Genomic DNA, 20,004 nt, shown 5'->3' on the forward strand with positions numbered 1-20,004 from the left:
TATTCAAAAGCGGGCTTCGGACGGATTGCGAACGCAACCTATGCCTCACCCTTGTGTTCGTTCCTACCGTTTATGACGCACGTGCGTCCAGCCGGTTTTTGTGAGGCTCACATATGGGAGCAAAATCGCCCGGTGTGAAGCACCCCGGGCGACTTATCATAGCATTAATTATTCAGCCGTTGCTGCGGCAGAAAGAAGCGTGACGGAGCCGCCAGCCTTTTCGATCTTTTCGATCGCCGGCTTGGAAGCGCCAGCAACTTCAAACTTGACCTTTGCCTTCAGCTCGCCGTCGGCGAGAACGCGAACGCCGTCCTTGACGCGACGGATAACGCCGGCAGCCTTGAGAGCTGCCGCATCAACCGTGGACTTGCCGTCGAGCTTGCCAGCGTCGATCGCAGCCTGAACACGCTCCAGCGACACGACGACGAAGTCGGCCTTGAAGATGTTGTTGAAGCCGCGCTTCGGCAGGCGACGGTAGATTGGCATCTGGCCGCCTTCGAAACCGTTGATGGCGACGCCGGAACGGGACTTCTGACCCTTGACACCGCGACCACCGGTCTTGCCCGAGCCCGAACCAATACCGCGGCCGAGGCGCTTGCGGCTGTGGGTCGAACCTTCGTTGTCTTTGATTTCATTGAGTTTCATAGCGAATCTCCCGGCTTACTTCTCGTCGACGACGCGAACGAGATGCTGGACGGCACGGATCATGCCACGAACGGAAGGGGTATCTTCCAGCGTGCGGCGACGGTGCATCTTGTTGAGTCCGAGGCCGATCAGCGTGCGCTGCTGGACATCCGGACGACGAATCGGGCTGCCGATCTGTTCGACAGTAACCGTCTTCGCTTCAGTCTTCTTGGTAGCCTTAGCCATCTGTCAGACTCCTCTTATTCTTCAGAGGCATTGCCAGAAGCGGCACGGCGAGCCTGGAGCGTTGCATACTTGATGCCGCGCTGAGCTGCGATGTCCTTCGGGTGAACCTGGTGCTTCAGAGCGTCGAAGGTAGCGCGAACCATGTTGTATGGGTTCGAGGAACCGGTCGACTTGGCGACAACGTCGTGAACGCCGAGCGTTTCGAAAACGGCGCGCATCGGACCACCGGCGATGATACCGGTACCGACCTTGGCCGAACGAAGCAGAACCTTGCCGGCGCCATGGCGGCCATGAACGTCGTGATGCAGCGTACGGCCGTCACGCAGCGGTACGAAGATCAGTTCGCGCTTGGCAGCTTCAGTCGCCTTACGGATTGCTTCCGGCACTTCACGTGCCTTGCCGTGACCGAAGCCAACGCGGCCCTTCTGGTCACCAACGACGACGAGAGCGGCGAAACCGAAACGGCGGCCACCCTTAACAACCTTAGCAACGCGGTTGATCGCGACCAGCTTGTCGACGAACTCGCTATCGCGTTCCTCACGGTTCTGGCGATCGTCGCGAGAACCTCTTCTTTCCTGTGCCATTGTCCTTTTCCTTTTTCTTTTGCGGGTGGAACGGCAAACAAAACGAAGACCGCATCAACCTCTCCTTAGGAAGAGTGTTTGCGGTCCGGTGAACATCCGGCCGGAAGCCTGAAGCCCCGGCCGGAAATCTTAATCAGAAGGACAGACCGCCTTCGCGAGCCGCATCGGCCAGAGCCTTGATGCGGCCATGGTAGATGAAGGCGCCGCGGTCGAATACGACCTCGTTGACGCCTGCCTTCTTTGCGCGCTCTGCAACGAGCTTGCCTACGAGGGCAGCTGCTGCGGTGTCAGCACCGGTCTTCAGAGAACCGCGCAGGTCCTTGTCGAGAGTCGAGGCGGACGCAAGCGTCTTACCAGCGACATCGTCGATGACCTGAACATAAATGTTCTTCGAGGAGCGATGAACCGACAGGCGCGGACGGCCATTGGCCACCGACTTGAGGTGACGGCGCACGCGGTTGGCACGACGTGCAAGTGCTTCTTTCCTGCTAGCCATTTCGCGTGATCCTTACTTCTTCTTGCCTTCTTTGCGGACAATCCGCTCTTCGGCATACTTGACGCCCTTGCCCTTGTAAGGCTCAGGACCGCGGTATTCGCGGATTTCAGCGGCAACCTGGCCGACCTGCTGCTTGTTGATGCCGGTGACGACGATTTCCGTCGGCTTCGGCACAGCGATCGTAATGCCCTGCGGCGGCTCGTAAACAACGTCATGGCTGAAGCCGAGTGCCAGCTGCAGGTTCTTGCCCTGGAGCGACGCGCGGTAACCGACGCCGTTGATTTCGAGCTTGCGCTCAAAGCCGTCCTTAACGCCCTTGAAGATGTTCTCGATCATCGTGCGGGACATGCCCCACTTTGCACGAGCATTCTTCGTCTGGGTGAGCGGCGTTACGACAACCGCATTGTTTTCGAGCTTCACGCCGACTTCGTCATTTGCGACGAAGAACAGCTCGCCCTTCGGGCCCTTAGCGGTAACCTTCTGGCCATCGACCGTAGCCGTGATCCCAGCAGGCACCTGAACGGGCTTTTTACCGATACGAGACATGTTTCAATCCTGTCTGTTCGCTATGGAGATCCTTGCTCAGCCTTAGAAGACCGAGCAAAGAACCTCGCCACCAACGTTCTGTTCGCGAGCCTGGTGATCGGCCATCACGCCCTTCGGGGTCGAAAGGATGGTGATGCCGAGGCCGTTCGCGACCTGCGGAATGGACTTGACCGAGACATAAACCCGGCGGCCCGGCTTGGACACACGGCCGATCTCACGGATCACCGATGCGCCTTCATAGTACTTCAGCTCGATGTTGAGCTCCGACTTGCCATTGCCGAAATCGACAAGGGAATAGCCACGGATGTAGCCTTCGGACTGCAGAACATCGAGAACGCGTGCACGGAGCTTCGAAGCAGGCGTCGAAACCGACGACTTGCGGCGAGAAGCACCGTTGCGGATGCGAGTGAGCATATCGCCCAACGGATCAGTCATTGTCATCTAACCTGCTCCTTACCAGCTCGACTTGACGATGCCCGGCACCTTGCCGAGATTGCCGAGTTCACGCAGCGCGATACGCGACATGCGCAGTTTGCGGTAGTATGCGCGCGGACGGCCCGATACTTCGCAACGGTTGCGAATGCGGGTCTTGGATCCATCGCGCGGCAGGGATGCCAGCTTGATCGAGGCCTTGAACCGGTCTTCGATCGGAAGAGCCTGGTTCATGATGATCGCCTTCAGAGCTGCGCGCTTGGCAGCCTGGTTAGCGACCGTGGTACGGCGGCGCTTGTTCTTTTCAACTGCGCTTGTCTTCGCCATGTGCGGTTCCTTTTCTACGCTCGTCGTTACGGTTACTGACGGAACGGGAAGTTGAACTCTGTCAAGAGAGCCCGCGCTTCGTCGTCCTTCGTTGCCGTCGTGCAAACGATGATGTCCATGCCCCACATCTGATCAACCTTGTCGTAGTTGATCTCAGGGAACACAATGTGCTCCTTGATGCCCATGGCGAAGTTGCCACGGCCGTCAAAGCTTTTCGGGTTCAGGCCGCGGAAGTCGCGAACGCGCGGAAGCGCGATGTTCACGAGACGGTCCAGGAACTCGTACATGCGAGCGCCGCGCAGGGTAACCTTTGCGCCGATCGGCATCTGCTCACGGACCTTGAAGCCCGCGATGGAGTTGCGTGCACGGGTGATGACCGGCTTCTGACCAGCGATAGCGGCCAGGTCAGCTGCAGCAACAGTCGGCTTCTTCGAATCAGCCGTTGCTTCACCAACACCCATGTTGATTACGATCTTGTCGAGCTTCGGGATCATCATTTCGTTGGCGTAGGAGAACTTCTCCTGCATCGCCGCACGAATGCGCTCGACATATTCCTTCTTGAGCCGCGGCTCGTACTTTGCGTCAGCCATCAGATCACCTCACCGGAACGCTTGGCCACACGGACCTTTTTGCCGTCAACAACCTTGAAACCGACGCGGGTCGGCTTGCCGTCCTTGTCGACGATCGCAACGTTGGACAGGTGAACAGCAGCTTCCTTGCTGATGATGCCGGCTTCCTGGCTCTGCGTCTGGCGCTGATGGCGCTTTACGACGTTGATGCCACGAACAACGGCACGATCTTCCTTAGGCAGAACCTGGAGGACTTCGCCAGTGCGGCCCTTGTCCTTGCCTGCGAGCATGACGACCTTGTCGCCCTTACGAATCTTTTGCATCGTTCGCGCTCCTTACAGTACTTCGGGAGCCAGCGAGATGATCTTCATGTGGTTCTTGGCGCGAAGTTCGCGCGGAACCGGTCCGAAGATACGGGTGCCGATCGGCTCTTTCTTGTTGTCGATGAGGACTGCTGCATTCGTGTCGAAGCGGATGATAGAACCATCAACGCGACGGATTTCCTTGGCGGTACGAACGACCACCGCCTTCATCACGTCACCCTTCTTCACGCGGCCGCGCGGGATCGCTTCCTTGATCGAAACGACGATAACGTCGCCGATCCCGGCATACTTGCGCTTCGAGCCGCCCAGCACCTTGATGCACATGACACGACGTGCGCCGGAATTATCCGCCACGTCGAGGTTTGTTTGCATCTGAATCATATCAGGTCGCCTTTTTGGTTTACCGGAATGGTTGGGCTAGAAGCCCCCTTCCCCGGCTTATGAAAATTGTCAGCCGGCCGCTTGCCACGAGGCAGGCGAAAACACGGCATAGCTTGAATAGCGCGGGATCGATCGTGCCAGGGTGGTTTCCCCAATGGGACCTTCCGTGCGCTCAAAGCAAAAGAACGCTCGACGAACGAGCGTTCTGACGCTGCTTCATACAGATATTTCCGCGAGACGCAAGGCCTCGCGCAAAAATCTTACTTGGCCTGGGCGGAAACGACCGTCCAACGCTTGTCCTTGGAGATCGGCGCGCATTCCTCGATGGATACGGTATCGCCGATCTTGTACTGATTGTTTTCGTCGTGGGCCTTGTACTTCTTGGAACGACGAACGGTCTTCTGGAGCAGCGGGTGAGCGAAACGACGCTCAACGCGAACTACGACAGTCTTCTCGTTCTTGTCGCCAACGACAACGCCCTGCAGAATGCGCTTCGGCATGATGTTTTCCTTTACGCCTTTGCTTCTGCCGCCTTCTGGCGGGCAATGGTTTTCACGCGGGCGATGTCCTTGCGGACTTCGTTGATGCGCGAGGACTTTTCCAGCTGACCGGTTGCCTTCTGGAAGCGCAGGTTGAACTGCTCCTTCTTCAGGTCAGCGAGCTTGTCCTTGAGCTGGTCGGCCGTGAGGCCGCGTACTTCTTCGGCTTTCATCTGCCTTGCTCCTTACTCTGCAATGCGCTGAACGAAGCGCGTCTTGACCGAGAGCTTGGCAGAGCCGAGGCGAAGCGCTTCACGAGCGATTTCTTCGCTGACGCCGTCGATTTCGAACATCATACGGCCTGGCTTGACCTTGCATGCCCAGTATTCGACAGAGCCCTTGCCCTTACCCATACGGACTTCGGTCGGCTTTGCGGTTACCGGAACATCCGGGAACACGCGGATCCATACACGGCCGGCGCGCTTCATGTAGCGCGTGATCGCGCGGCGGGCCGCTTCGATCTCGCGTGCATTGACGCGGTTCGGCTCTTGAGCCTTAAGGCCGAATTCACCGAAGGCCAGGTCAGAACCACCCTTGGCGACGCCCTTGATGCGGCCCTTGAATTGCTTGCGGTACTTGGTACGCTTTGGCTGCAACATTTTCTTATTCTCCGAACTTATCTGCCACCAACGCTATTAAGCGTTGTCGCGGCGACGATCGCGATCACGGCTTGCCGGACCCTGAGCGTCACCCTCGAGTGCGCGGCGCTCGGAGGCCATCGGATCATGCTCAAGGATTTCGCCCTTGAAGATCCAAACCTTGATGCCGCAGATGCCAAAAGCGGTTTCCGCTTCAGCTGTGCCGTAGTCGATGTCAGCGCGCAGCGTGTGCAGCGGAACGCGACCTTCGCGGTACCATTCCGTACGAGCGATTTCAGCACCGCCGAGACGGCCTGCGCAGGTGATCTTGATGCCTTCGGCGCCAAGACGCATTGCAGACTGAACGGCACGCTTCATGGCGCGACGGAAAGCAACACGACGCTCAAGCTGCTGAGCGATCGACTGTGCGACGAGCGTAGCGTCGACTTCCGGCTTGCGAACTTCAACGATGTTGAGGTGCGTCTCGGAATTCGTCATCTCCGACAGCTTCTTGCGGAGCTTGTCGATGTCTGCGCCCTTCTTGCCGATGATCAGGCCCGGACGAGCCGAGTGGATCGTAACGCGGCACTTCTTGTGCGGACGCTCGATGACCACCTTGGCGATACCAGCCTGCTTCAGTTCGCTCATGACGAACTTGCGCATCTTCAGGTCTTCGTGCAGCAGCTGACCGTACTCGGCATTGTCCGCGAACCAGCGGCTATCCCAGGTACGGTTGATGCCAAGACGGAAACCGATTGGATTAATTTTCTGACCCATTATGCGGCCTCCTCTTGTGCCTGCACTTCGCGGACAACGATCGTCAGGTGCGCAAACGGCCTCTCGATGCGAGAAGCGCGGCCGCGGCCACGAGCGTGGAAACGCTTCATGACGATCGACTTGCCGACATAGGCTTCGGCGACGACCAGGGAGTCGACGTCGAGGTCGTGGTTGTTCTCGGCGTTGGCGATCGCAGATTCGAGCGTCTTCTTCACGGCGCCTGCGATGCGCTTGCGGGAGAATTCCAGCTCAGCGAGTGCACGATCGACCTTCTTGCCACGGATAACCGCGGCAACGAGGTTGAGCTTCTGTGGGCTGACGCGGAGCGTGCGGGCGACTGCTTGCGCCTCGTTGTCCTTCAGCCGGCGTTCGGCTTTTGCCTTGCCCATTGTTACTTCCTCTTTGCCTTCTTGTCCGCACCGTGACCGTAGTAGGTCCGGGTCGGAGAGAATTCACCGAATTTGTGACCGACCATGTCTTCATTGACGCTGACCGGAACATGCTTGCTGCCGTTGTAGACGCCGAAGGTGAGACCGACGAACTGCGGCAGGATCGTGGAGCGACGGCTCCAGATCTTGATTACTTCTGCACGTCCGCCTTCACGAACCTTCTCAGCCTTCTTGAGAAGATAGCCGTCAACGAACGGACCTTTCCATACTGAACGAGCCATTGGAGACTTCCTCTCTTACTTCTTACGCTGATGACGCGAGCGCATGATCATCTTGTCGGTCGACTTGTTCGACCGCGTGCGCTTGCCCTTGGTCGGCTTGCCCCACGGAGTAACCGGGTGACGACCACCAGAGGTACGGCCTTCACCACCGCCGTGCGGATGGTCAACAGGGTTCATGACAACACCGCGGTTATGCGGACGCTTGCCGCGCCAAACCGTACGACCGGCCTTGCCGTCGTTGATGTTGGCATGGTCAGGGTTCGAAACCGCACCGATCGAAGCAAGGCAGGAGCCAGGAACGAGGCGCTGTTCGCCGGAGTTCAGGCGAAGGATCGCCAGACCCGCGTCGCGACCGACGAGCTGTGCGTAACCGCCAGCCGAACGTGCGATCTGACCACCCTTGCCCGGCTTCATTTCCACGTTGTGGATGATGGAGCCGACCGGGATGTACTGCAGCGGCATGGTGTTGCCGGGCTTCACGTCGACAGCCTTCTCCGAGGAGATGACCTTGTCGCCGGCAGCAAGGCGCTGCGGAGCGAGGATGTAGGCCTGTTCGCCGTCGGCGTAGGATACGAGCGCGATGAACGCGGTGCGGTTCGGATCGTATTCGATACGCTCGACCGTGCCTTCGACGTCGAACTTGCGACGCTTGAAGTCGATCAGACGATAGGTACGCTTGTGACCGCCGCCGATAAAGCGGGCAGTGATACGGCCGAGGTTGTTACGACCGCCGCTCTTGGTCAGACCTTCCGTCAGCGCCTTGACCGGCTTGCCCTTATAGAGGCCGGAACGGTCGACGATGACCAGCTGACGCTGGCTCGGGGTCGTAGGATTGAATGTTTTCAATGCCATTGTTTAATTCCTCAGAGACCGGTGGAGACGTCGATCGTCTGGCCTTCAGCCAGCGTCACGACAGCCTTCTTCACGTCCTGCTGCTTGCCGACAAAACCCTTAAAACGCTTGGTCTTGCCCTTGCGGAGCAGCGTGTTGACGGCCGTGACCTTGACGCCGAAGAGCGCCTCGACTGCAGCCTTGATTTCCGGCTTCGACGCCTTCTTGGCGACATTGAAAACAACCTGGTTGTTTTCCGATACCAGCGTGGACTTTTCGGTAATCGCCGGCGAGACGATCACATCATAGTGGCGAAGATCGGTCACTTGAAACGCTCCTCTAGAGCTTCAACGGCAGCCTTGGAAAGCACGAGCTTGCCGCGGCGCACGATGTCATAAACGTTGATGCCCTGGATCGGCAGAACATCGATGTTCGGGATGTTCTGTGCTGCGAGCTTGAAGTTGCCATCAAGTTCAGCGCCGCCGATGAAGAGCGCGTTGGTCAGGCCGAGCGTCTCGAAAGTCGATGCCAGTGCCTTGGTCTTTGCTTCTGCAGCAACCAGGCTGTCGATGATGATGACATCGTCGGACTTCAGCTTGGCCGAGAGGGCGTGACGCAGGCCGAGAGCGCGAACCTTCTTCGGAAGGTCGTGTTCGTGGCTGCGAGCGACCGGGCCGTGAGCCTTACCACCGCCGCGGAACTGCGGAGCGCGAGCCGAATGGTGACGAGCGCGGCCCGTACCCTTCTGCTTGTACATCTTGGCGCCGGTGCGCGAAACGTCCGCGCGGCCCTTTGCCTGGTGCGTGCCCTGCTGCTTCTTGGCAAGCTGCCAGCGGATGACGCGGGCGAGAATGTCTTCGCGGGGCTCAAGGCCGAAAATCGCGTCAGAAAGAGAAACCTTCCCTGCGTCTTTTCCCTCGAGGGTCTTGACGTTGAATTCCATTGGTCCGGCTCCCTTACTTCGCTGCCGACTTGACGGCATCGCGCACGATGATCCAGGCACCCTTGGAACCGGGTACTGCACCCTTGATCAGGATCAGACCACGATCTTCGTCGGTCGAAACCACTTCAAGGTTCTGAGTCGTTACGCGCGTCTGGCCCATGTGACCAGCCATCTTCTTGTTCTTGAAAACCCTGCCCGGGTCCTGGCGCTGACCGGTAGAACCGTGCGAGCGGTGCGAAACCGAGTTACCGTGAGTGGCGCGGCCACCGGCGAAATTGTGACGCTTCATGACGCCAGCAAAGCCCTTACCGATCGTCGTACCCGTCACATCGACGAGCTGACCAGCGGCGAAGTGACCAGCCTTAAGCTCGGTGCCAACCTCGAGGAGATTGTCTTCCGTGACGCGGAATTCCGTCAGCTTGGCCTTCGGCTCAACGTTGGCAACAGCAAAGTTACCACGCATTGCCTTCGACGTATTCTTGACCTTTACCGTGCCAGCACCAAGCTGGACTGCGGCGTAGCCGTTCTTTTCGACAGTGCGCTGGGCCACAACCTGGCAGCCATCCAGACGCAGTACTGTTACCGGGACATGTTCGCCAGCGTCGTTGTAGACGCGGGTCATGCCCACCTTCTGTGCAATCACACCTGAACGCATCGGTTCAATCCTTCCAAATCCGCTCGAGCAAGGCTCAGAGCTTGATCTCAACATCGACACCGGCGGCGAGATCGAGCTTCATCAGCGCGTCTACCGTCTGCGGGGTCGGATCTACGATGTCGAGGAGGCGCTTATGAGTGCGCATCTCGAACTGCTCGCGGCTCTTCTTGTCGATGTGTGGGGACCGGTTGACCGTAAACTTCTCGATGCGAGTCGGAAGCGGAACGGGGCCCCGGACGCTTGCGCCGGTGCGCTTCGCCGTCGACACGATCTCGCGCGTCGAAGCGTCGAGAATGCGGTGATCGAACGCCTTCAGGCGAATGCGGATATTTTGGCCGTTCATTCGACGTTATCCTTGTGTTTGTTATCCCGTGCGCCTTTTGGGTAGGCACGGGCTGTTCTTATTCCTAAGGCGGACCACCGGTTTCAAAGATCGAGAGAGGCTCCGGGTTACCGTGCCCCTATCCAGTCTTCAGGCCTTTCAGCCCACCTTATTGTTTGCTGTAGTCACCCGCTTCAACGAGCGAAGCAGGGCGCAAATAGCGCTCGCGCGCCATGTGCAACATTTTCTTGTAATAAGCAAGCGGCCAAAGCCACTTGCTTCATAATATTGTCATCGAAGCGGCCACCCGGTTGAGGTGGCCGCTGCGAAGCTTACTCGACGATCGAAGCGACGATGCCGGCGCCGACGGTACGGCCGCCTTCGCGGATCGCGAAGCGCAACTTCTCTTCCATCGCGATCGGAACGATCAGCTCGACGGCAACCGTGACGTTGTCGCCAGGCATAACCATTTCCGTGCCTTCCGGCAGCGAAACGATGCCAGTCACGTCAGTCGTACGGAAGTAGAACTGAGGACGGTAGTTCGTGAAGAACGGCGTATGACGGCCGCCTTCTTCCTTCGTGAGGATGTAGGCTTCGGCCATGAACTTCTTGTGCGGCTTGACAGAGCCCGGCTTGCACAGGATCTGACCACGCTCGACGCCGTCACGGTTCACACCGCGAACCAGCGCGCCGATGTTGTCGCCAGCCTGGCCCTGGTCGAGCAGCTTGCGGAACATTTCAACGCCGGTAACCGTCGTCTTCGAGGTCGGGCGGATGCCGACGATTTCAACTTCTTCGCCAACCTTGACGATACCGCGCTCGACGCGGCCGGTCACAACCGTACCACGGCCCGAGATCGAGAACACGTCTTCGATCGGCATCAGGAACGGCTGGTCGATCGGACGCTCAGGCGTCGGGATGTAGGCGTCAACAGCAGCCATCAGCTCGCGGATCGCGTCTTCGCCGATCTTCTTGTCGCTATCTTCCAGAGCAGCAAGAGCCGAGCCCTTGATGACCGGAATGTCGTCGCCCGGGAAGTCGTAGGACGACAGAAGTTCGCGAACTTCCAGCTCGACGAGCTCGAGAAGCTCGGCGTCGTCAACCTGGTCGACCTTGTTGAGGAACACGACGATTGCCGGAACGCCAACCTGACGAGCAAGCAGGATGTGCTCGCGGGTCTGCGGCATCGGGCCGTCGGCAGCCGAGCAAACCAGGATCGCGCCGTCCATCTGGGCGGCACCGGTGATCATGTTCTTGACGTAGTCGGCGTGGCCGGGGCAGTCAACGTGAGCATAGTGACGGTTCGGGGTCTCGTACTCGACGTGCGCCGTCGAAATGGTGATGCCGCGAGCCTTTTCTTCCGGAGCAGCGTCGATCTGGTCGTACGCCTTGAACTCGCCGAAGTACTTCGTGATCGCTGCCGTCAGAGACGTCTTGCCGTGGTCAACGTGGCCGATCGTGCCGATGTTAACGTGCGGCTTGTTGCGCTCAAACTTACTCTTTGCCATGTGGGCTCTCCACTCTTTTTAAGGTCCCCTGAGGGATCTAATTCTTGTTATCGGTCAATTGGTATTCCGGTCACTTCTGACCGGAATACTTTGCCTGGATTTCAGTTGCGACGTTCGACGGAACCGGCGCGTAGTGATCGAAGGTCATCGTGTACTGAGCACGGCCCTGCGACATGGAGCGCAGGTTATCGACGTACTTGAACATGTTCGCCAGCGGAACGTTGGCGTTGATGACAACGGCCACGCCGCGGCTTTCCTGGCCCTGGATCTGACCACGGCGGGAGTTCAGGTCGCCGATGACGTCGCCGACGTAATCTTCCGGCGTTACCACTTCGACCTTCATCATCGGCTCGAGGAGCTGAGCGCCGGCCTTCTTGGCTGCTTCACGGAAGCAGGCACGTGAAGCGATTTCGAACGCCAGTACCGACGAGTCAACGTCGTGGAAAGCACCGTCAACGAGCGTCGCCTTGACGCCGAGCATCGGGAAGCCTGCGAGCGGACCGGAAGACAGAACGCTTTCGATACCCTTCTGAACGCCCGGGATGTATTCCTTCGGAACAGCACCACCGACGATCTTGGATTCGAACTTGAAGTCTTCGCCATCCGGGTTCGGTTCGAAGACGATCTTGACGCGAGCGAACTGACCGGTACCACCGGACTGCTTCTTGTGCGTGTAGTCTTCTTCGTGCTGACGCGTGATGGTTTCGCGGTAGGCAACCTGCGGCGCGCCGACAGTTGCTTCAACCTTGAACTCGCGACGCATGCGGTCGACGATGATATCGAGGTGAAGTTCGCCCATGCCGGCGATGATCGTCTGGCCAGATTCCTGGTCAGTCTTCACGCGGAAGGACGGATCTTCAGCAGCCAGACGGTTGAGCGCGAGGCCCATCTTTTCCTGGTCGCCCTTGGTCTTCGGCTCGATAGCGATCTGGATAACCGGCTCCGGGAATTCCATGCGCTCGAGAACGACCGGCTTCAGCGGATCGCAGAGCGTATCGCCCGTGGTGGTTTCCTTGAGACCGGCGAGAGCAACGATGTCGCCTGCGAAGGCTTCTTCGATGTCTTCACGCGAATTCGAGTGCATCTGCAGCATGCGGCCGACGCGCTCGCGCTTGTCCTTGACCGTGTTCATGACCGACGCGCCCTTTTCGAGCTTGCCCGAGTAGATACGGGCGAAGGTCAGCGAGCCGACGAAGGGGTCGTTCATGATCTTGAAAGCGAGCATCGAAAGCGGCTCGTTGTCATCGGCATGACGCTCGATCTCGGCTTCGGTCTTGAAGTCGATGCCCTTGATCGCCGGAATGTCGAGCGGCGACGGCAGGTAGTCGACAACCGCGTCGAGAAGCGGCTGAACGCCCTTGTTCTTGAAGGCGGTGCCGCAGAACATCGGATGGAACTTCACGTCGATCGTGCCGCGGCGAACGAGCGCGCGGATCTGATCGTTGTCGGGAAGGTTGCCTTCCAGGTAGGCTTCGGTCGCGGCTTCGTCGATCTCGACAACGGTCTCGATCAGCTTTTCGCGATACTCTTCAGCCTTCGCCTTCATGTCATCGGGGATTTCGACGACGTCCCACTGGGCGCCGAGCGATTCGTCGCGCCAGACGAGAGCATTCATCTCGATCAGGTCGATAACGCCCTTGAACTCGGTTTCGGCGCCGATCGGCAGCTGCATGACGACAGCCGTTGCGCCGAGACGGGTCTTGATCATCTCGACGGAGCGGTAGAAGTCTGCGCCGGTCTTGTCCATCTTGTTGCAGAAGATCATGCGCGGAACGTTGTACTTCTCAGCCTGACGCCAGACGGTTTCCGTCTGCGGCTCTACGCCTGCGTTGGCGTCGAGAAGAGCAATCGCACCGTCGAGAACGCGCAACGAACGCTCGACTTCGATGGTGAAGTCGACGTGGCCGGGGGTGTCGATGATGTTGAAGCGGCGCATCTTGCCGTCACGGCCCTTCCAGAAGGTCGTGGTGGCGGCGGAGGTGATCGTGATGCCACGCTCCTGCTCCTGCTCCATCCAGTCCATCGTGGCTGCGCCATCGTGGACTTCACCGATCTTGTGCGACTTGCCGGTGTAATAAAGGATACGCTCGGTGGTCGTGGTCTTGCCGGCGTCGATGTGCGCCATGATACCGAAATTTCGGTAGTCTTCGATTTTATATTCGCGAGCCATTGTGGACTGCCTTTCGAACCCGTTCGGGATTACCAGCGATAATGCGAGAACGCACGGTTGGCGTCAGCCATCTTGTGCGTGTCTTCGCGCTTCTTGACCGCGGAACCACGGTTGTTGGATGCATCGAGAAGCTCGCCCGACAGTCGGTCGACCATGGTCGTTTCGTTGCGCTTGCGCGCGGCAGCAATCAGCCAGCGGATCGCCAGGGCCTGACGGCGCTCCGGACGGACATCAACCGGAACCTGGTACGTAGCACCACCCACGCGGCGCGAACGGACTTCTACGTGCGGAGCAATGTTGTCCAGAGCCTGATGGAACACACCGAGCGGCTCCTGCTTGGACTTGCCCTGTACGGAGTCAAATGCGCCGTAGACAATGCTTTCAGCGACGGACTTCTTGCCGTCAAGCATGATTGCATTCATGAACTTGGTAACAACCAGATCGCCGAACTTCGGGTCCGGGTTGATCTCGCGCTTTTCTGCTCTGTGACGTCTGGACATACTTCTCGTCTCTTCAATTGTTAAAGGCGCTCTACCACGCGGAGGACCTCGCGCAGCGCCGGGATTTCAAAACCGAATTACTTCGGACGCTTCGCACCGTACTTCGAACGGCGCTGCTTGCGGTTCTTGACACCCTGGGTATCGAGAACGCCGCGAATGATATGGTAACGAACGCCCGGCAAGTCCTTTACGCGGCCGCCACGGATCATGACGACAGAGTGTTCCTGCAGGTTGTGACCTTCGCCCGGAATGTAGCCGATGACTTCAAAGCCATTGGTCAGACGGATCTTGGCGACCTTACGGAGAGCCGAGTTCGGCTTCTTCGGGGTCGTCGTGTAAACGCGGGTGCAAACGCCGCGCTTCTGTGGGTTTTCCTGCAGCGCAGGAACCTTATTACGCTTTACGTTCGCCTGACGCGGCTTGCGGATAAGCTGGTTTACGGTAGGCATTCAACCATCCCTTACGTTTATATCTCAATCCCTTACGGGCGTAACTCGCGCCGTCTCCGGCAAGACCACACGCTTGTCTCAATGCGCAAAACGTGGCCCGATCCGCTTTCGCAGATGGACCACAGAGAGCAGAGGACGCAAAAGAAATGCGTCATGCGTGCAGGCAACATATCTTCAACGTGCGTTTCGAACCTTGTTTGAGGTGATCTCCGGGGCGCGTCGCCTCGAATGGCCATGCCTCACATGGGTCCGGATGGCGCGGGTACTACTGGTTTCCCGTCGTCTCGTCAAGGCCGTTAAGAAATAAACTTCGGCGGAACGCCTTGAAACCCGGCCATTGCGCGCTCTTTTGCGGCTTCTAAGGGAATTCGCCACCGGTCGCCAAGATAAACTTGAGCATTGGATCAAAAAGCAGCTATGGAATCACTGACTGCAGCCGCTAAGCGCATGAAATCAGATTCAAATCTCGAATCGAAGGACATCCGATGATTACCGCCCCCGACAACGACAACAATTCCGAAGGACCGATGGTCTTCATCATCATCGGCAAGGGCTATCAGTCCGATGACAGCGACGGCGTCGACCTCCACATAATGCTCAAGGCCGCCGATGACGACAGCGCCGTGCGTGAGGCCCTGAATGCCCTCGCCGAGGAAGGCTTCATCGAGGCCGACCTCGACCAGATCGGCATGCTGACCGAAGTGCCGGAAGAGGAGCCACACGCTTCCGCCTATCAGGGCGCGGTCGACGGCGAAGTCGCGATCATCCGTTTCAGCTGAGACTCCGATGAAGCCGGATGCGCTCAAGGTGCTGAACTATGCCACCTGGCGCAACCGGCTCCCGGTTTTCGACATGCCCCGACGTTCCGGAGCGCGAGCTTCAGGCTCCAGGCGGCACAGTGGAGACCGACGAAGATATAGCCACCGCAGCACTTCGCGAATTCTATGAAGAGACCGGTATCTGACCGGAAACGCCCCTCACCCCTCTTACCGTTCACGACTATTGCTTTGCCAAAGCGGAACCGAGGTTCGGCACCGACGGCACTACTTCCACACTCCCCTCAAGGGCGAACAATCCGCCACCTGGCTGCGTCAGGAAATGACGCCGCTCGCGGCGGTGGTCCAATCCTCTTCCGTTTCTTCTGGCTCAAATTTCGACGACGCCCGAACGTGGCTGGGCTATGGCATGCAGCATGGACTGCCCCTGCTTAGCTGAAACGTCGCACGAACCCAAAACAAAAGCCGCCCGGATCGCTCCGGGCGGCTTTCTTAATTCTGAGAACCAGACTGCCGATTATTCGGCAGCAGGTGCGCTCTCGCCTGCGAGATCCTGCAGCATCGGGGTTGCGACATCCGCACCCGTGCCCTTGCGGCGCTCTTCGAGGATCATCTCGTCGCGCGACGTGGCGATGCGGCGGATCTGGGTCATCGTGCCACCAGTACCCGCCGGGATCAGGCGACCGACGATGACGTTTTCCTTCAGACCCTGCAAGCCGTCGGTCTTGCCGGCGATCGCAGCTTCCGTGAGAACCTTGGTGGTCTCCTGGAACGACGCAGCCGAGATGAACGACGGTGTCTGCAGCGACGCCTTGGTGATACCGAGCAGAACCGGATCGCCGTAAGCAGGCTTCTTGCCCTGCTCGATCAGTGCATCGTTGACATCTTCGAGCTCGATACGGTCGACGTTGTCGCCGACGATATAGGTCGAGTCGCCTGCATCGGTGATTTCCACCTTCTGCAGCATCTGACGAACAATCACTTCGATGTGCTTGTCGTTGATGACAACGCCCTGCAAGCGATAGACTTCCTGGATTTCGTTGACCAGGTAAGAAGCGAGTGCTTCGACGCCCTTGATCGCCAGGATGTCGTGCGGAGCCGGGTTACCGTCGAGGATGTAATCACCCTTTTCGATATAGTCGCCTTCCTGAAGGTGGAAGGGCTTGCCCTTCGGGATCAGGTATTCGACAGGCTCGACACCGTCTTCCGCCGGCTCGATGATAATGCGACGCTTGTTCTTGTAGTCGCGGCCGAGGCGGATCGTACCATCGATCTCAGCGATGATCGCGTGGTCCTTCGGACGACGAGCTTCGAACAGTTCGGCAACACGCGGCAGACCACCGGTGATGTCCTTGGTCTTGGCGCTTTCCAGCGGCGAACGCGCAAGCACGTCACCCTGGGACACCTTCTGACCGGGCTCGACCGACAGGATCGCATCGACCGACAGCTGGAAGCGTGCATCTGCACCGCGCGGCAGCTTAACGACGTTGCCGCTTGCATCAAGGATGACGATCGCCGGCTTGAGGTCCGAACCGCGCGGGGTCGAACGCCAGTCGATGACCTGACGCTTGGTGATGCCCGTGGATTCGTCGGTCGCTTCGAGAACCGAGAGACCGTCGACAACGTCTTCGAACTGAACGGTACCGGCCACTTCCGTCATCATCGGACGGGTGTAGGGGTCCCACTCTGCCAGACGCTGACCGCGCTTGACCTTGTCGCCTTCGTCGACGTGCAGCTTCGAACCATAAGCAACGCGCTGAGAGGAGCGCTCGACACCACGCTCATCCAGGATCTGGACGGTCATGTTGCGGCCCATCGCGACCAGGACGTTCTCCGAGTTGCGCAGAACGTTGCGGTTCTTGAGCTGGATCGTACCTTCGTACGAGGCTTCCAGGAACGACTGGTCGACCACATTTGCCGTGCCACCAAGGTGGAACGTACGCATGGTGAGCTGCGTGCCTGGCTCGCCGATCGACTGAGCCGCGATAACGCCAACTGCTTCGCCCATGTTGACGGGCGTACCGCGTGCAAGGTCGCGACCGTAGCAAACCGAGCAAACACCGGTCTGCACTTCGCAGGTCAGGGCCGAACGGATGCGGATCGACTGGATACCAGCCTTTTCGATCTCGATGACATCGGGCTCGAGGATCATCTTGCCGGCGTCGACAAGACGCTCGCCGGTAACCGGATGATCGATATCATCCAGGGCCGTACGACCGAGGATACGCGCGCCGAGCGAGGCAACGACCTGACCGGCATCGACGATGGCGGTCATCGTGAGGCCCTTGTCGGTACCGCAATCCACGAGGTTGACGATGCAATCCTGTGCGACGTCGACGAGACGACGGGTCAGGTAACCGGAGTTAGCCGTCTTCAGCGCGGTGTCTGCCAGACCCTTACGGGCACCGTGCGTCGAGTTGAAGTACTCGTTGACTGTCAGACCTTCCTTGAAGTTCGACGTGATCGGCGTTTCGATAATTTCACCCGACGGCTTGGCCATGAGGCCGCGCATGCCGCCCAGCTGACGCATCTGGTTCGGTGAACCACGGGCACCCGAGTGCGACATCATGTAGATGGCGTTCATCGGCTTCTGACGACCGGTGTTCGGATCGAACTCGACAGCCTTAATGCGGGCCATCATGTCTTCAGCGACCTTTTCGGTTGCCTTGCCCCAGGCGTCAACGACCTTGTTGTACTTCTCGCCCTGAGTGATCAGGCCGTCGTTGTACTGCTGCTCGTATTCCTTGACCAGGTTTTCGGTGTCGCCAACGATCTTTGCCTTGGTTTCCGGAATGACCATGTCGTCCTTGCCGAACGAAATACCGGCGCGGCAGGCATGGCTGAAGCCGAGCTGCATGATGCGGTCGCAGAAAATGACCGTGTCCTTCTGGCCGCAATGGCGGTAGACCGTGTCGATCATCTTGGAGATGTTCTTCTTGGTCATTTCCTGGTTGCAGACGTCGAAGGTCACCTTGCCGTTCTTCGGCAGGAGCTCGCCGATGAGCAAGCGGCCCGGCGTCGTTTCGTAAATCTTAGAGTACGGCTTGCCGTCCTCGTCGATCGACTTGAAGCGACCGCGGATCTTGGTGTGCAGCGTAACGGTTTTGGTTTCTAGCGCATGATGCAGTTCGCCGAGGTCGGAGAAGGCCATGCCTTCGCCCGGCTCGTTCTGATTCATGATCGCGAGGTAGTACAGGCCGAGAACCATGTCCTGCGACGGAACGATGATCGGTGCACCGTTTGCAGGGTGCAGGATGTTGTTCGTCGACATCATCAGAACGCGGGCTTCAAGCTGGGCTTCGAGCGACAGTGGCACGTGAACGGCCATCTGGTCACCGTCGAAGTCGGCATTGAAGGCCGTGCAGACGAGCGGATGCAACTGGATCGCCTTGCCTTCGACCAGGATCGGTTCGAAGGCCTGGATGCCCAGGCGGTGCAACGTCGGTGCGCGGTTCAGGAGAACCGGATGCTCGCGAATGACCTCGTCGAGGATATCCCAAACTTCCGGCTTTTCCTTTTCAACCAGCTTCTTGGCCTGCTTGACGGTCGAGGAGTAACCCTTGGCGTCGAGGCGGGCGTAGATGAACGGCTTGAAGAGTTCGAGCGCCATCTTCTTCGGAAGACCGCACTGGTGCAGCTTCAGTTCCGGACCTGTCACGATGACCGAACGACCGGAATAGTCGACGCGCTTGCCGAGCAGGTTCTGACGGAAGCGGCCCTGCTTGCCCTTCAGCATGTCGGACAGCGACTTCAGCGGACGCTTGTTGGCGCCGGTGATGACGCGGCCGCGACGGCCGTTATCGAACAGCGCATCTACAGATTCCTGCAGCATGCGCTTTTCGTTGCGGATGATGATACCCGGAGCGCGCAGTTCGATCAGGCGCTTCAGACGGTTGTTACGGTTGATGACGCGACGATACAGATCGTTGAGGTCCGACGTTGCGAAACGGCCGCCATCGAGCGGAACCAGCGGACGCAGGTCCGGCGGGATGACCGGAACGACCTTCATGATCATCCATTCCGGACGGTTGCCGGACTCCATGAAGTTCTCGACGATCTTCAGGCGCTTCATCAGCTTCTTCTGCTTGAGATCCGACGTGGTGTCGGCAAGCTCGGAGCGCAGATCGCCAGCGATCTTTTCGAGGTTCATCGAGGCCAGCATCTCGTAGATCGCTTCAGCACCGATCATGGCCGTGAATTGGTCTTCGCCGTATTCGTCGACGGCGAGCATGTACTCTTCTTCCGAGAGGAGCTGGTGCTCCTTGAGAGCAGTCAAGCCCGGCTCGGTGACGATGTAGTTTTCGAAGTAGAGAACGCGCTCGACATCCTTCAGCGTCATGTCGAGCAGCGTCGAAATACGGCTCGGCAGCGACTTCAGGAACCAGATGTGGGCAACGGGAGCTGCGAGCTCGATGTGGCCCATGCGCTCACGGCGAACGCGCGACAGCGTGACTTCGACGCCGCACTTTTCGCAGATGATGCCCTTGTACTTCATGCGCTTGTACTTACCGCACAGGCACTCGTAGTCCTTGATCGGTCCGAAGATACGCGCGCAGAAGAGACCGTCGCGTTCCGGCTTGAACGTACGGTAGTTGATGGTTTCCGGCTTCTTGATCTCACCGTAAGACCAGGAAAGAATCTTCTCCGGAGAAGCAATCGAAATCCGGATGGAATCGAAGTTCTGTGCAGGCACCTGCGGATTGAAAAGATTCATGACCTCTTGGTTCATGCCTGTCTCCTTCATGGGCGAATGCGCCC

General features: G+C 58.7%; 27 protein-coding genes and 1 pseudogene. 2 read left to right on the plus strand and 26 right to left on the minus strand.

What is annotated here, in order from left to right:
- Window positions 1-168: 168 nt before the first annotated feature.
- The 25 genes from rplO to rpsL all read right to left on the minus strand — a co-directional run bounded on the left by rplO (window position 169) and on the right by rpsL (window position 14,470).
- Complete coding sequence (rplO, locus tag FHT97_RS00745) at window positions 169-645, minus strand: 50S ribosomal protein L15 (RefSeq protein ID WP_114712283.1); 477 nt, start codon at window positions 643-645, stop codon at window positions 169-171.
- 15 nt (window positions 646-660) lie between these two features.
- Window positions 661-870, minus strand: a complete 210-nt coding sequence (rpmD, locus tag FHT97_RS00750) for a 50S ribosomal protein L30 (RefSeq protein ID WP_007531681.1) — start codon at window positions 868-870, stop codon at window positions 661-663.
- Window positions 871-884: 14 nt separating this feature from the next.
- Window positions 885-1,454 carry a 30S ribosomal protein S5 gene (rpsE, locus tag FHT97_RS00755; RefSeq protein ID WP_016553561.1) on the minus strand — a complete coding sequence of 190 codons (570 nt, stop codon included), beginning with the start codon at window positions 1,452-1,454 and terminating at the stop codon, window positions 885-887.
- 133 nt (window positions 1,455-1,587) lie between these two features.
- On the minus strand, window positions 1,588-1,950 hold the full coding sequence (rplR, locus tag FHT97_RS00760) for a 50S ribosomal protein L18 (protein ID WP_037127225.1): 363 nt from the start codon (window positions 1,948-1,950) through the stop codon (window positions 1,588-1,590).
- 12 nt (window positions 1,951-1,962) lie between these two features.
- A complete protein-coding gene (gene rplF, locus FHT97_RS00765; protein WP_016553559.1) occupies window positions 1,963-2,496 on the minus strand; it encodes a 50S ribosomal protein L6 in 534 nt (177 codons plus the stop codon).
- A gap of 42 nt (window positions 2,497-2,538) precedes the next feature.
- On the minus strand, window positions 2,539-2,937 hold the full coding sequence (gene rpsH / locus FHT97_RS00770) for a 30S ribosomal protein S8 (protein ID WP_183756877.1): 399 nt from the start codon (window positions 2,935-2,937) through the stop codon (window positions 2,539-2,541).
- Between the two features lie 12 nt (window positions 2,938-2,949).
- Window positions 2,950-3,255 (minus strand): 30S ribosomal protein S14, encoded by a 306-nt coding sequence (gene rpsN / locus FHT97_RS00775; RefSeq protein ID WP_016553558.1) that lies wholly within the window; start codon window positions 3,253-3,255, stop codon window positions 2,950-2,952.
- A gap of 32 nt (window positions 3,256-3,287) precedes the next feature.
- Window positions 3,288-3,845 (minus strand): 50S ribosomal protein L5, encoded by a 558-nt coding sequence (gene rplE / locus FHT97_RS00780; RefSeq protein WP_016553557.1) that lies wholly within the window; start codon window positions 3,843-3,845, stop codon window positions 3,288-3,290.
- Window positions 3,845-4,147 (minus strand): 50S ribosomal protein L24, encoded by a 303-nt coding sequence (rplX, locus tag FHT97_RS00785; protein WP_037127218.1) that lies wholly within the window; start codon window positions 4,145-4,147, stop codon window positions 3,845-3,847. Before rplX ends, rplE begins: the two co-directional genes overlap by 1 nt.
- 12 nt (window positions 4,148-4,159) lie before the next feature.
- On the minus strand, window positions 4,160-4,528 hold the full coding sequence (gene rplN / locus FHT97_RS00790; protein WP_007787738.1) for a 50S ribosomal protein L14: 369 nt from the start codon (window positions 4,526-4,528) through the stop codon (window positions 4,160-4,162).
- A gap of 260 nt (window positions 4,529-4,788) precedes the next feature.
- Window positions 4,789-5,028, minus strand: coding sequence for a 30S ribosomal protein S17 (gene rpsQ, locus FHT97_RS00795; RefSeq protein ID WP_007787739.1), 240 nt, complete (start codon window positions 5,026-5,028; stop codon window positions 4,789-4,791).
- Window positions 5,029-5,039: 11 nt separating this feature from the next.
- Window positions 5,040-5,240, minus strand: coding sequence for a 50S ribosomal protein L29 (gene rpmC / locus FHT97_RS00800; RefSeq protein ID WP_007531673.1), 201 nt, complete (start codon window positions 5,238-5,240; stop codon window positions 5,040-5,042).
- Window positions 5,241-5,252: 12 nt separating this feature from the next.
- Window positions 5,253-5,666: a 50S ribosomal protein L16 gene (gene rplP / locus FHT97_RS00805; RefSeq protein WP_003573792.1), complete on the minus strand. Its 414-nt coding sequence runs from the start codon at window positions 5,664-5,666 to the stop codon at window positions 5,253-5,255.
- 36 nt (window positions 5,667-5,702) lie between these two features.
- Window positions 5,703-6,422 (minus strand): 30S ribosomal protein S3, encoded by a 720-nt coding sequence (rpsC, locus tag FHT97_RS00810; RefSeq protein ID WP_007531669.1) that lies wholly within the window; start codon window positions 6,420-6,422, stop codon window positions 5,703-5,705.
- Window positions 6,422-6,811, minus strand: a complete 390-nt coding sequence (rplV, locus tag FHT97_RS00815) for a 50S ribosomal protein L22 (protein ID WP_018857110.1) — start codon at window positions 6,809-6,811, stop codon at window positions 6,422-6,424. The genes rpsC and rplV overlap by 1 nt, the downstream gene beginning before the upstream one ends.
- Before the next feature lie 2 nt (window positions 6,812-6,813).
- Window positions 6,814-7,092, minus strand: coding sequence for a 30S ribosomal protein S19 (gene rpsS / locus FHT97_RS00820; RefSeq protein WP_007531666.1), 279 nt, complete (start codon window positions 7,090-7,092; stop codon window positions 6,814-6,816).
- A 15-nt stretch (window positions 7,093-7,107) separates the two neighbouring features.
- Window positions 7,108-7,944 (minus strand): 50S ribosomal protein L2, encoded by an 837-nt coding sequence (gene rplB / locus FHT97_RS00825; protein WP_183756878.1) that lies wholly within the window; start codon window positions 7,942-7,944, stop codon window positions 7,108-7,110.
- Between the two features lie 11 nt (window positions 7,945-7,955).
- A complete protein-coding gene (locus FHT97_RS00830) occupies window positions 7,956-8,249 on the minus strand; it encodes a 50S ribosomal protein L23 (protein WP_016553551.1) in 294 nt (97 codons plus the stop codon).
- A complete protein-coding gene (rplD, locus tag FHT97_RS00835; RefSeq protein WP_016553550.1) occupies window positions 8,246-8,866 on the minus strand; it encodes a 50S ribosomal protein L4 in 621 nt (206 codons plus the stop codon). The genes FHT97_RS00830 and rplD overlap by 4 nt, the downstream gene beginning before the upstream one ends.
- Window positions 8,867-8,879: 13 nt before the next feature.
- Window positions 8,880-9,521 carry a 50S ribosomal protein L3 gene (gene rplC, locus FHT97_RS00840; protein ID WP_183756879.1) on the minus strand — a complete coding sequence of 214 codons (642 nt, stop codon included), beginning with the start codon at window positions 9,519-9,521 and terminating at the stop codon, window positions 8,880-8,882.
- A 34-nt stretch (window positions 9,522-9,555) separates the two neighbouring features.
- Window positions 9,556-9,864 (minus strand): 30S ribosomal protein S10, encoded by a 309-nt coding sequence (gene rpsJ / locus FHT97_RS00845; RefSeq protein ID WP_003547547.1) that lies wholly within the window; start codon window positions 9,862-9,864, stop codon window positions 9,556-9,558.
- A gap of 311 nt (window positions 9,865-10,175) precedes the next feature.
- Entirely contained in the window at window positions 10,176-11,351 is a 1,176-nt protein-coding gene (gene tuf / locus FHT97_RS00850; protein ID WP_016558834.1) for an elongation factor Tu, read from the minus strand.
- 70 nt (window positions 11,352-11,421) lie between these two features.
- Complete coding sequence (gene fusA, locus FHT97_RS00855) at window positions 11,422-13,521, minus strand: elongation factor G (RefSeq protein WP_114712282.1); 2,100 nt, start codon at window positions 13,519-13,521, stop codon at window positions 11,422-11,424.
- A gap of 29 nt (window positions 13,522-13,550) precedes the next feature.
- Entirely contained in the window at window positions 13,551-14,021 is a 471-nt protein-coding gene (gene rpsG, locus FHT97_RS00860; protein ID WP_016553547.1) for a 30S ribosomal protein S7, read from the minus strand.
- 77 nt (window positions 14,022-14,098) lie between these two features.
- A complete protein-coding gene (rpsL, locus tag FHT97_RS00865) occupies window positions 14,099-14,470 on the minus strand; it encodes a 30S ribosomal protein S12 (RefSeq protein ID WP_003547537.1) in 372 nt (123 codons plus the stop codon).
- 485 nt (window positions 14,471-14,955) lie between these two features.
- On the opposite strand from rpsL, the gene FHT97_RS00870 reads away from it, so the two are divergent.
- Both FHT97_RS00870 and FHT97_RS00875 read left to right on the plus strand, forming a co-directional pair.
- The gene (locus tag FHT97_RS00870) at window positions 14,956-15,249 is read left to right on the plus strand and encodes a hypothetical protein (protein WP_007792012.1); all 294 of its coding nucleotides are present in this window, start codon (window positions 14,956-14,958) and stop codon (window positions 15,247-15,249) included.
- 7 nt (window positions 15,250-15,256) lie between these two features.
- Window positions 15,257-15,685, plus strand: a pseudogene (locus FHT97_RS00875) (NUDIX hydrolase).
- A gap of 78 nt (window positions 15,686-15,763) precedes the next feature.
- Here the strand turns inward: FHT97_RS00875 and rpoC are convergent.
- The gene (rpoC, locus tag FHT97_RS00880) at window positions 15,764-19,975 is read right to left on the minus strand and encodes a DNA-directed RNA polymerase subunit beta' (protein ID WP_016553545.1); all 4,212 of its coding nucleotides are present in this window, start codon (window positions 19,973-19,975) and stop codon (window positions 15,764-15,766) included.
- Between the last annotated feature and the right edge of the window lie 29 nt (window positions 19,976-20,004).

Source organism: Rhizobium sp. BK399, from assembly GCF_014194695.1.
Taxonomy (GTDB): domain Bacteria; phylum Pseudomonadota; class Alphaproteobacteria; order Rhizobiales; family Rhizobiaceae; genus Rhizobium.